This is a genomic window from Halomonas sp. BC04, from assembly GCF_000568385.1.
Map to the genome: position 1 here is coordinate 1 of NZ_AZQX01000268.1, position 11,533 is coordinate 11,533.

Below are 11,533 nucleotides of genomic sequence, written 5' to 3' on the forward strand. Positions count from 1 at the left end.
ACCGACAAGGTGCCCAACACCTCGCCCACCGCGGCCTCCAGCGGCGCCGACTCAACGGCCAGGCGGCACGGGACGCCTGCGTGAAGCTCAAGGAGCGGCTGTTCGACTTCGCCCACGAGCACCTCTACCAGGACCAGGGGCTAGACCGCGAGGACATGCGCCTCGAGGCCGGGCACCTGGTGGCCGGCCATGGCGAGAGCGAGCACCGCATTCCCTGGGGCGAGCTGGTGCAGGCGGCCTACCTCAACCGCATCTCGCTCTCCGAGAAGGCTTCTACGCCACGCCGCTGATCCACTACGACCGCAACGTGGGCCAGGGCCGCCCCTTCTACTACTACGCCTTCGGCGCCGCCGTGGCGGAAGTCAGTGTCGATACCCTCACCGGCGAGTACCAGGTGGACCGGGTCGATATCCTTCATGACGTGGGCGACTCGCTCAATCCGGCCATCGACCTCGGCCAGGTGGAGGGCGGCTTCATCCAGGGCAGTGGGCTGGCTGACCAGCGAGGAGCTGAAGTGGAACGATACCGGCCGGCTGATCTCCGACGGCCCCGCCACCTACAAGATCCCTACCTACGGCGACCTGCCGCCGGTGTTCAACGTCAAACTGCTGGAGGGACACCCCAACTCCATGGCCAGCATCTATCGCTCCAAGGCCGTGGGCGAGCCCCCCTTCATGCTCGGCATGGCGGTGTGGTCGGCCCTGCGTGACGCCCTGGCCAGCCTGGCCGACTACGCCGAGGCACCACGCCTGGATACCCCGGCCACGCCGGAGCGGGTGCTCATGGCCGCCGAGACCCTGCGCGCCAAGTACAACCCCTGGCCGCTGGAAAAGGGTGCCGAGTGATGACCGCCCGGCGTCCCGAAAGCTGGCATGAGGCCCTGCATCGACTGCAGCGGGACGGGCTGCCCCATGCGCTGGCCACCGTGGTGACCAGCGCCGGCTCGACCCCCCGGGAGCCCGGCGCGCGCATGGTGATCACCGAAGATGCCGTTTACGACACCCTGGGCGGCGGCACCTTCGAGTTCCAGGTGATCGACGCGGCACGTGAAAAGCTGACGCGCGGCGAGAGCGGGATGAGCCTCGAGGCCTTCGCCCTGGGCGGGCGCAGCGGCCAGTGCTGCGGCGGCTTCGTCAACGTACTGCTGGAGGTCTTCCCCGGCAGCGCCGCGACGGCTGGCCATCTTCGGYGCCGGCCACGTGGGCACGGAACTGGTCCGCCTGGCCGCCCCGCTACCCTGGCGCGTGCTGTGGCACGACAGCCGCGACGGCGTATTTCCCGAATGGGCCGGAGGGCAGCCACGGCTGAGCTGTCACCAGGTTCAGGCCCCTTATGACGCCGTGGCCAAGCTGCCGGCGGACAGCCATGCGCTGGTGCTGACCCACGACCACGCCGAGGACCGCGAACTCGTGGATGGCCTGCTGCGTCGTGGCGACATGGCCTCCATCGGCCTGATCGGCTCGAAGAGCAAGTGGGCCAGCTTCCGCTCACGGCTCACCGATGCCGGCCACGACGAAGCGGCGCTGGACGGGGTGCGCTGCCCCATCGGCGTCGCCTCGGGTGGCACTGGCGGCGACAAGACACCCTATGCCATTGCAATCGCCGCCATGGCCGAGCTGCTGCCGCTGGTGGGAAGCGCCGAACGTGCCGACCAGCGCGGCCTCGATCCGGCGCAACTGCGGACCCTGTTTAGCGAACCGTCACCATAAGCGAGCCCAATCGCACTCGCTTGAGGAGCGCCGGGGGCAGGTCACCTTATCAGCTCCGACAACAGCCTTGAGGGGCGCCGGGGGCAGGCCGAAGAGGAGGTCTTTTGCCAGGGAAGGCAAAAGTAGCGCCCAGGGAAGGGTTCACAGCGCCTCCTCGCAGGCCTGTCGCCGGTACAGCCCCGGTGCTATTCCATAGATCGAGATGAGCCCGAGACCATGACCATGACCGACTCGCGCGTAATTCGCGCCGAACTGCTGAGCTTCGATGCCGACCCCGGCGAAGGCGACAAACCCGCCGAAGGTAGCGTGCGTCACTTCGAAGATGGCGCCCTGTGGCTAGAGAACGGCCGCATCAAAGCCATCGACGACTACGTGACGCTGGCGCCACGGCTGCCCGAGGGCATCGAGACGGTAGACCATCGCGGCAAGCTGCTGATGCCCGGCTTCATCGACAGCCACGTGCATTACGTCCAGCTCGAGATCATGGCCTCCTACGGGCGCCAGCTGCTCGACTGGCTCAACGACTACACCTTCCCCGAGGAGTGTCGCTTCGCCCAGTACGATCATGCCCTGGCGCTCTCCAATGCCTTTCTCGACGAGATGCTGCGGGTCGGCACCACCACCGCCCAGGTGTTCTGCTCGAGCCACCCCGACTCGGTGGATGCCTTCTTCACCGCCAGCAGCAAGCGCGACCTGCGCATGCTGGCCGGCAAGGTACACATGAATCGCCACGCCCCCGAGGCACTCTGCGACGACGTCCCGGGCGGCGTTCGCGACGCCGAAAGGCTGATCAGCGACTGGCACGGGACACGCCGGCTCGGCTACAGCCTGACGCCGCGCTTCGCCCCCACCTCTACCCGGGAGCAGCTGGACGCCACCGGCGGAATGATGCGCAACGACCCCAGCCTGTGGCTGCAGACCCACCTTTCCGAGAACACCGGCGAGCTGGACTGGGTCGCCGAGCTGTTCCCGGAGAGCCGCGACTACCTCGAGGTATACGAGCAGTCCGGCCTGGTGGGCCCGCGCAGCACCTTCGCCCATGGCATTCACCTCGACCAGGCATGCGCCAGCGGCTGGCCGAGCGCGGCGCCAACCTGGCCTTCTGCCCCAGCTCCAATCTGTTCCTGGGCAGCGGCCTGTTCGACCGCCAGGCGGCGCGGGACGTCGGGCTCAACGTGACCTATGCCAGCGACGTCGGCGGCGGCACCGACCTTTCAGGACTGGCCACCCTCAAGGCCGCCTATCAGGTCGGGCAGTTGCGTGGCCAGCCACTCACTGCCTGGCAAGGGCTGTACGGGCTGACACTGGGGAATGCGCGGGCGCTGTCGTTGGATAGTGAGATCGGTCGCCTGGCCCCCGGAATGGAAGCCGACTTCGTGGTGCTCGACCCCGAAGCCACACCGCTGCAGGCCAGGCGCCACGCCCGCTGCCGCACCCTCGGCGAGCGGCTCTTCGCGCTGATGATGCTGGGCGACGACCGCAGCGTGCTGGAAACCTGGGCCGGCGGACGCTGCCAGCATCGCCGCGACCAAGCCTGAAACGAAAATGGCGAGTGGCTCTCAGAATTCATGAGGACCACTCGCCATGGATGAAGGATGACCAACCCAGTTGATCCAGCAGCTTTGGGCGTTAGAGAAAGCCCTTACTGCTCACTCAAACTCTTGATGATCAAAGTACCGAGCTGGCGTGTGTTAAACGGATTCCCATTGCTGTTCAGCAGGCTGAGGTTCAGCTTCCTGGCCAGATCCCGAAGCTCTGGTTTCGCCGGAACCTGAAGCACACCTCCCCGTTCTACCTCGATACTGCCGTTCTCCAACTCCCTCACCGTGTATCCCTCGAGCTCAACCTCACGTAGAACCTTGAGCTCATTTCGTGGACGATCCTTCTGGGAAAGGCGCCCTAGCGGCACACGCAGCTTACCTCCACGCGCTGCTGACATGTACTTCAAAACCTCCGGGGCAGGCGCATTCAACAGCGTTTCAATTTGCATCTCATCGGTATTTATTCTAAGGATTATCACCCTATCGACGTATTCAAGGGAGTTAGCGTTGAACGTGACGTGGCCAGCCGGCCCCATTGTAGCCGTGGTTTTGACAGAGATTCGCTCACCCTCACCGCTGACTACGTCATAACCCTGCTGATTGACCTCGGTAGCCATCTGCCCATTGGTGATCAGCGCTGCGTATAGTTCCCCAATCCGCCCACAGAGATGGCGAAGCTCGGTAGCTGGCACACCCCAGTTGAGCTCGCGCTCAAACCATGCCATCGCCTCACCCAACGATTGGATGATCTGCATCTGTGTCAGAGCCATAACACCTCAGATCGCCATTGCTTAGGCGCTTGGAGCATTGTTAAAGTACATTCCGACACTGCCCTGATCGGTGAATCTAAAGCCGAAATGTTGGTATAGCTGATTAGCTTTACCGTCTGCAAGCAGACTGACTTAGCCCGTCTTCGGCACCTCGTGGTCGATGTACCGACATATCTCGTTCATGATGATCTTGCCAAGACCACGACCCTGATGCTGAGGCGCAACGGCAATGTCAACCACCTGGAAGAACGTCCCACCATCGCCGGCAACGCGGCCCATTCCAATCAGTTCGCGCTGACTGAGCACCTGTACCGCAAAGAGCGTATCCGGTAACCCACCCTATCCGTCAACGTAGTTGTCACCTAAACAGCTTCAGAGGTGATCAACGTGCGTTACTCCCCGGAGCGTAAGGAAGCCATCCTTCAGAAGATGGCACCACCCATGAGCCTGACCATCCCGGAACTGGCGAGCAGGAAGGCATCTCGGCCGCAACCCTCTACAATTGGCCCTAACGAGGCTGTAGAAAAATCCGATTCTGAGCCCTTCCCACCGCCTGTTTTCTGAATTCTTGTACCGACCACCCAACGGACGATTATCTTGGCCACGGAGCCTAACTGGCCATTTTGGCTCTTTGGCGATATCAAAGCGCTCATCACCGGTATTTAGCAGCCACTTTCAGGCCTTCTAGCCCCTCTATCACTTGCCTAATCGACCATAATTGGCGATCTTCTCGATGTTGTGTATCAGGCAGTATAGCTGCCATTGCCCCTGGACCTTTTTTCGGCCTCTCAGGCTAAAACGGCTCAGGCCCTTGTTGGTGCCAATGTTGCCGAACACCGGTTCCACCACCGACATGCGGTGACTGTAAATCGCCTTGCCCTGTTCGCTATCGACACGCTGCTTCATCCAGTCGGTGTAGCTCGGCGCTCGCTGCTGTGCCAAGGCGAAACAGACCTGCCGGCCGGCACCATGACGATGGTCTGCCGCGCTGGGGTTGTGCATGCATTGGTGTTTCTTCGTGCAATGCCGACACTGCAGCAGCCTGCCCTCAAAGTAGGCCCGGAGCGTGCCACGATTGTCCTCTCGGGTGCCCCGATAACTGATCTGATGCCCTGCCGGGCACCGGCAGGTCAGGTGGATCGGATCGAACTGGAATTCACTGGCCGGAATGATCGACTTCCGACTGGAAGGCTGGCTGCCCTGATGGCGTTTCCCGTATTTGCCTTTCTGGGCGCTGAATTTTGGGTCGCGGCTACGGAATTGGTTGTCGGGAATGTAGCCATTGATCTGCCGTTCGTGCAGGTAGCGCATGTTGGCTTCGTTGGCGAAGCCAGTATCGGCCGTCACCACGGTGCCGTCCTGATAGATATCCGAACTGATGCCCAGTCGTCGGTAACGCTGCTCGATGCTGACCAGTACCGGCTTGAGCGTATGGTGCTCCTGGCCTTCGCCAAAGGCTTGGGCATCGATGATGATCTGGTGTTTCTTATCGACTGCTGCTACCCCGTTATAGCCCTGGATCGTGCCTTTCCCGGTCATCATCTTGGCACTCTCGTTATCGGTGAGATTGCTCTTCACCTCCTTGCTGCGCTTGCCCTGCCCCTGTCGGGGACGCTGCGTGTTCAAGAAGTCGTCCACCTTGGTCATGGCTCTGTCGAGGGAAAGGATCATCTTGGCATGGCGGATATCCCGATCCAGTTCTGCCTCGGTCTCTGCCTTGTCACGCTGAAAGTGCTCGTCCAGATGGTGGCGAATTAGGCGGCGCAGCTTGTCACGCTTTTCACCGAGTTCCTTGAAGGTGCCAGACCACTCCTTGGCCGCATTGGACGACATCTTGCAGCCGTCGATGGCAAAAAGTTCGTTGCCCAGCAAGCCCTGCTCGTGACACACCAACAGGACCTGCTCGAACAGGGCTTCGATCTCATCGGCGTGACCGCTGACGAATCGGGCGAGCGTGGTGAAGTGGGGTACCGTATCGCAGGATAGCGCCTTGAACAGGATGTTGGTCTCGCAACACCACTGTATTTCGCGGCTGGAGGTGATGCCCTTGGAGTAGGCGAACAGGATGATCTTGAGCAGGATCGCCGGATCGTAGGCACAACGACCGGTGTCGTCGTTGCGGTACCTGGGGTAGAACACCGATAGGTCCAGCTTGTGCTCAATCAGGTAGTGTACTGCATGCTCAAACGTGCCTGGCTGCAGCTGCTCCAGGTAGTTGATGGCAACCAAAGAGTGCTGATCATAGTCATAGGGCTTGAACCTGGGCATGCTGACGACTCTCCATTGCATTTTTCCCCATCCTACCGGGCGTGGCCGGGGTTTTGCTACAGCCTCAACGCCCGGCTCACGCGCCGATTTGGAGCCGCGGAGCGGCGGAAAATCGGTCGCTGTGCAGCCGATTGTTAGATTTTGTAATGCAACTCCCAAAAAGCCTGGTTGTCTACCTCAGGCTCTCTATCGTAGCGATCCTCATGGTATTCAAAAAGCTCTTCTGTATGTTCACTATCCTCTAGCATCGATCCAACCTTATTTAATAGTTTATCGAGCTTTTTCATTTCCTTATTGTTCCAATTGACTGACTCGCCATCTTCTATGTCAATATAGTTGTACCTCGCCGCAGAAGAAAACTCATCACCATGTTCAAAATGGTTAACTTTATAAGGTTTCCCATAGTGTTCACATAAAACAAATTTAAACACTTCAGAGCCAAGTCTACTTGAAAACGATGCTACTTCATCCACTAATTCCTCGAATTCTTCAGCGGTAGAATGAAGCCCTGATTTTTTCTTTGCTTTATTAACAGACTCAGTGTCTTTTAGCTTCTCTAGTTCCTTGATGTACTCTCTCAGGGACTGGGACTCTTCTTCATAATTGAGCAATTCTTCCTTACACTCATCTAACTCTTGTCTCAGCTGTATAAGCTCTTCACTTGATACAGTCTCGGGCAAGCTGATAGTTTTCAATAGCGAATTTACGGACTTAAGGAAGGCCTTTCTTTTTGTATCCCACTTTGTGCTGGACTTACTTGCGCAGCTTACTTTTTCAATTAAGCAATCGCGTAACTCATTGTATTTAATATCATTGTCAATCTTTGCCACCTGAGTTCCCAAAAGAACGTCTTTTACATCATCATAGCTCAGTGGGGGAACCAGAATAGGAAACACGTCGTGGGACATAGCCCACGAAGCACCTAGCTCGCTAAGGCAAAAATTGCTTGCGAAATAAGATGGTGTTAAAAGTAGGATAACGACTTTAGGCTCTTGTATTTGTCCCTTGATATAAGTAACAAAATTCTCTCCAGTCGGTATTCCATACCCTTCTAGTGATGAGCAAAATATTTCACTCTCTGGTACACCTATACCACCTTCAAGTAGCTCAACTATTTGTTCAGCAATTTTTGAATCTTTGACCGCGTGGCTAACGAAAACTGATTTACTCAATGTTCAACTCTCTACTATTTGGAGAAATATAACGCCTTGAATAAGCCGCCAATTTGGAGCGCAGCGGAAATTTTGTCCCAGTGCCTGCACTTGTTAAGCATTGTTCTCTCTGGGTCGCGCATGCACCGCTGCTGCAGCACTTTGTCCACCAAAGAATACATTGTTGTCTTCGTCATTTGGTGCTTCAGGCCAGTAAGGATCCTCTACCCGCCTCAGATTTACTGGGATCTCAATTTCAAAATCTAACTCAGCATCTCGATACCAGGATAGAGCTGGAAGTCCGGCGTATTTGGGTTTGGTGCTACATAGATACGCTATGGGATAGTATTTGAGCAGTTGAAACACAGCGGGTTCATTGAACGTTCCTCTGGGGACAAACATGCCGAAATCTCTGATCGCTAGCGATGTAGCGTAAGGATAAACCCAGTAGAAAATATGGATGTCTTCCGGCAATGGCATATTAGAATCGAGCACATAGGCTCTTGCCGCCCGATCAAAGGCGGTATCTTCTATCTCGACCTTCGCAGCCACTATATGCCCGAGTAGAGCTTTCATTAACCTTTGCGGCTTAACCTTATGGGAAACCTCTTCAGGAAGTGCGATGCCTGACTTTAGGTAACGCCCTACTGACCTGGCAAAATCGTTAATGGTGGGATCATACTCACGGCCTAAAAGTGAGTTGCAGTCACTGCAAATAGTCCTGTACTTAACCCCATTTTGTGACTCCCTCAATTTCGGTTTTTCGCGGTCTCCGGCCATAATCTCGAAGACCGTTTCCATCTCGACAGGACCAAGGTCAATTCCGCCTTTAGGTGGAACATGATCCCAAGAGAGCGCCTTTTCCTCTCGACAGAGATTACATATAGATTTTTTCTCTCGCTTAGATTTCGCGTAATGCACAAACTCTCTCCCTGAGGCTTAACGCCCGCATTTTGGGCGGCTGAAGCGCAGCGTAAGCCGTCCCAGCCCGAAGGGCGACAACATGTGCTTGTTAGAACGCGACATCACTGACCCAAACCCTGTTCGTAAATACTCCGCTCATTATCTCTTGCTCTTCGCACGGATATTACCCTTTGGGTTATTAGTCCAAACTCTCCTCTCAGAGTAGAAACAAGCACCCATACATTCTCATCTCTTTTAAAAAGATATGTATCTCGCACTGGATCAGCATTTGCCTGGGTTCGCTGGATTCCTAGTTCTTCATAGTCAAGAGAATCTAGCGACTCCCAGCTTTTGGAAACCAAACGGATAGACTTGTTGTCAGCCTCTAAAGCCGACACCGCATCTTGAAATGAAATGCCATGCTTGTCGACGTTTCGATGGCTTTTCGTATCGTCCCATTCCCAGCGGGAGCGTTGCGCATCAAATGCGATAAACTTATCACAATTTTCGACTTCAGGTTTTCTCACCGGAGGAGGCCAGCCACCGACGAATCTCTCCTCTTTCCCACATCTCAATGAAATACCATCAGGCAAATCAGACTCCGCTATAAGGCCTGATACATCAATGAGGAAAGTACAGTGTGAACACGAATTTTTCATAAATTAGCTTCATTTAACATGGTTGGCAGCTTGCTAGCGTTCTAACGCCCGGCTTGTGATGTGACGGTTTGGAGCTGCGAAGCAGCGTAAAATCGGTCGTCGTGCAGCCGATTGTTAGCGTCGATTTTCATCTTCCGTTACGGGATGATCTCCCAACTCTTCAGGAAGTTCCTCAAGTATTTCTTTAGAGTGATACTGAAGAATGATTTCACCCTTTGTTAATCTCTCCGTCCAATACCTGCCCACTAGCTTTTGCTTCGGCTTTTCAATGATCTTGAAAACTGCTGTTCCATCATGCGGAATACTACGTTCATTCAAACTTAATCTAGGCTTGCTAGTATAGGAGTATGCTATGTTTTTAATCTGTCGATCCGGTTCTATAAGAAAGCCCTCAGAATATGAAGAGCTTTCCATTTCACTCGTGCGCATCATGCAATGAATGTGAAAGAAAGACTGGTTTACTGTGAGCATTACGGGTATGGGAGGCGGCTTTTCTCCTGTTTTGGGATTCTTCCAGTCGGAGTATATAAAACCCACCCAACTTCCATTTAAATTAGGAAAAGAAACTAGCCAGCCTCTAAATATTTTAAGCTTCCATCCCCATTTAACAAACACTGCAACTACTAGAAGGTCGATAGTTACAACCTTTGGTACGAGCCCAAAAAAATCTTTTACTTTTGACAAATCTAACCCGCCAAAATAGGCTAGCGAAAACCAAGCAACAGCTGAAATTCCGACCAGAATATAAAGCGAGCTCTTAAGTGTGATATTACGCATTACTTAAATCCAAAATAGTTCCAGGCCGCTTGGGCAAAATCGCGTCCATCCTCGCGGGTCCATTTTTGGTTTTTATGAAACAGGAAGAAGCATCCATTCACCTCCATCCAGCGGCCAGAGGCCGGCTCTTCATCACCTTGAAGGTTGCTCCAAATATGAACAAGCATAGCTCGAAGGCGTTCTGTCCATGTTGGGTGAGAAAAGGCATCGTCTGGGCAGTTATAGGCCAAACACTCCATGAAAAATGAAGGCAACTCACGAAATGCACCATCTTGTGCCATCGCATTTTCAATACGCTTTAGGAGGCGCGCCCCTTTCTTGTAGGCATAGCCGGTTCGATTATTCTTTGCTGTTCCATTCACCTTTTGCTGCATAGGGTAGTTAACGATGCTGCTGCCATCGGTTTTGAATATCTTTGTTCCGTCTCTCGACCCATTACTCATGTAGTAGCGATAGCTAAAACATGGAACTACATCAGCATCTACGCGTGCAGAGTTAGAATTTATTTGTATTGCGGTAGATCCTGAAGAATCTACCTGACCCGGAAATTTTGCATTCATAGCGGAAACAAGCTCAGCCCTTAACTTTGCAGGGGTCCAGATTCCCCCATATGGGCTACTGGGCGGGTGATTTCCTTTTTCAGATTCCTCCCAGTATTGACATTCTGTGCACTCCACCGCTATATCTACATCACTATCTGACCGCACATTAGTATTATTAGCATAAGACCCCTTCGCAAAAACTTTTAATGAAAAATTATTGAATGGCTCATGTGAATCTATCGCTTGGCGAATCATGCGCTCCGTTCTATCCTGCTTGTCCTTTTCCGTGGTACTAGAAGGGCCTGTCCATCCAGACAGCTTATCTTCCAAACTCATTGCTTATCCTCTTAAAACGCTAACGCCAGCAATATGCGGCGCGAAGAATGAGCGTCCGGCACCCGTAGGGTGCGAACATAATTGCCTGGTTATGACTGCTCATTTCCTGCTGCCGAAATTATGGTGTTGAAATTGCGGAACAACCAATTCCTTATTGCTGGTTAGCTTTTCACCACAGTATGGACAGAATGCTACCTTAATAGCAACGGTTTCGATTGTCTGCCCCTCATACTCAAGATAATGATCATTTTCAAGTTCTTCCTCTGTTGCCACTCTGTTCAGGTTCAAATAGACATCAGAACTGTCTTCTTCAAACCATACCTCTGCGAGTGAACAGGAAGGGCAATCATGAATCAAAGCAGGTACCTCGTTGAGCATTCATAACAGTGATTGGACTGCACGTCCTGATATTGGATGAACACCCCTGCGCGTTCAACAATATTATCTGACGGGCTTCATTTCTTCCAACGCATTGGTTTTACTTTCACCTAAGCATAGCTCGGCTGCCTATGCAGAATTCGCGTGCATGCACGTTTTGTCGGAACCAATATACGGTATGCGAATCTGCTGATATAAAAATGCTATGCATGGAGGCTCACGCTTGAGTCCAAAGCTTATGGAATAGTTAAAGGCAACCCATTGCGTAAACCTGGCTTATTCATGAGACCGGCCTGAAAACAAAGATGACGGATGGTATTCTCTTGAGAAATCAGAACGTTCCGGCAAGAACCTGATTCCAGAGGACCATCCGCCATGGGTGAAAGCCTATCTCCCTGGATCCCGTCCTGCAACGGGTCCATCCGCGTTGAGCTTGATGGCCAGCGCACCACCAGCGACAGCGGCGCTCTGCTGCTGCGTGAAGCCCTCGACAACAGCG

The 11,533-nt window shown here is 54.3% G+C and carries 9 protein-coding genes and 4 pseudogenes; 4 read left to right on the top strand and 9 right to left on the bottom strand.

Translation table 11 applies throughout. From position 1 onward, the window contains the following. From Q427_RS30400 to guaD, 3 pseudogenes are all read left to right on the top strand, one after another. Window positions 1–845 (top strand): annotated as a pseudogene (locus tag Q427_RS30400) (molybdopterin cofactor-binding domain-containing protein); the annotation flags it as partial. Beyond that, window positions 845–1,709, top strand: a pseudogene (gene xdhC, locus Q427_RS18475) (xanthine dehydrogenase accessory protein XdhC). The pseudogenes Q427_RS30400 and xdhC, both read left to right, overlap by 1 nt. A gap of 216 nt (window positions 1,710–1,925) precedes the next feature. After that, window positions 1,926–3,247: pseudogene (gene guaD / locus Q427_RS18480) on the top strand (guanine deaminase). Between the two features lie 104 nt (window positions 3,248–3,351). Here guaD and Q427_RS18485 read toward each other — a convergent pair. Both Q427_RS18485 and Q427_RS37055 read right to left on the bottom strand, forming a co-directional pair. Continuing rightward, a complete protein-coding gene (locus tag Q427_RS18485) occupies window positions 3,352–4,020 on the bottom strand; it encodes a DUF6998 domain-containing protein (RefSeq protein WP_043516575.1) in 669 nt (222 codons plus the stop codon). 132 nt (window positions 4,021–4,152) lie between these two features. Then, window positions 4,153–4,326, bottom strand: coding sequence for a GNAT family N-acetyltransferase (locus tag Q427_RS37055; protein ID WP_442905530.1), 174 nt, complete (start codon window positions 4,324–4,326; stop codon window positions 4,153–4,155). An 81-nt stretch (window positions 4,327–4,407) separates the two neighbouring features. Between Q427_RS37055 and Q427_RS36410 the strand changes: the two are divergent. Beyond that, window positions 4,408–4,526 (top strand): annotated as a pseudogene (locus tag Q427_RS36410) (transposase); the annotation flags it as partial. 190 nt (window positions 4,527–4,716) lie between these two features. Here Q427_RS36410 and Q427_RS18495 read toward each other — a convergent pair. From Q427_RS18495 to Q427_RS31495, 7 genes are all read right to left on the bottom strand, one after another. Next, window positions 4,717–6,288: a transposase gene (locus tag Q427_RS18495; RefSeq protein WP_043516577.1), complete on the bottom strand. Its 1,572-nt coding sequence runs from the start codon at window positions 6,286–6,288 to the stop codon at window positions 4,717–4,719. Between the two features lie 134 nt (window positions 6,289–6,422). Continuing rightward, on the bottom strand, window positions 6,423–7,460 hold the full coding sequence (locus tag Q427_RS18500; protein ID WP_081786083.1) for a TIR domain-containing protein: 1,038 nt from the start codon (window positions 7,458–7,460) through the stop codon (window positions 6,423–6,425). 93 nt (window positions 7,461–7,553) lie between these two features. Next, window positions 7,554–8,360 carry a hypothetical protein gene (locus tag Q427_RS31490; RefSeq protein ID WP_155833617.1) on the bottom strand — a complete coding sequence of 269 codons (807 nt, stop codon included), beginning with the start codon at window positions 8,358–8,360 and terminating at the stop codon, window positions 7,554–7,556. A gap of 104 nt (window positions 8,361–8,464) precedes the next feature. Further along, window positions 8,465–8,935 (bottom strand): BrnT family toxin, encoded by a 471-nt coding sequence (locus tag Q427_RS30410; RefSeq protein ID WP_197030735.1) that lies wholly within the window; start codon window positions 8,933–8,935, stop codon window positions 8,465–8,467. A 180-nt stretch (window positions 8,936–9,115) separates the two neighbouring features. Further along, complete coding sequence (locus tag Q427_RS30415; protein ID WP_081786085.1) at window positions 9,116–9,778, bottom strand: hypothetical protein; 663 nt, start codon at window positions 9,776–9,778, stop codon at window positions 9,116–9,118. Further along, complete coding sequence (locus tag Q427_RS30420) at window positions 9,778–10,656, bottom strand: nucleotidyltransferase domain-containing protein (RefSeq protein ID WP_081786086.1); 879 nt, start codon at window positions 10,654–10,656, stop codon at window positions 9,778–9,780. The genes Q427_RS30415 and Q427_RS30420 overlap by 1 nt, the downstream gene beginning before the upstream one ends. Before the next feature lie 99 nt (window positions 10,657–10,755). Beyond that, the gene (locus tag Q427_RS31495; protein ID WP_155833618.1) at window positions 10,756–11,034 is read right to left on the bottom strand and encodes a YgiT-type zinc finger protein; all 279 of its coding nucleotides are present in this window, start codon (window positions 11,032–11,034) and stop codon (window positions 10,756–10,758) included. Window positions 11,035–11,533: the final 499 nt, after the last annotated feature.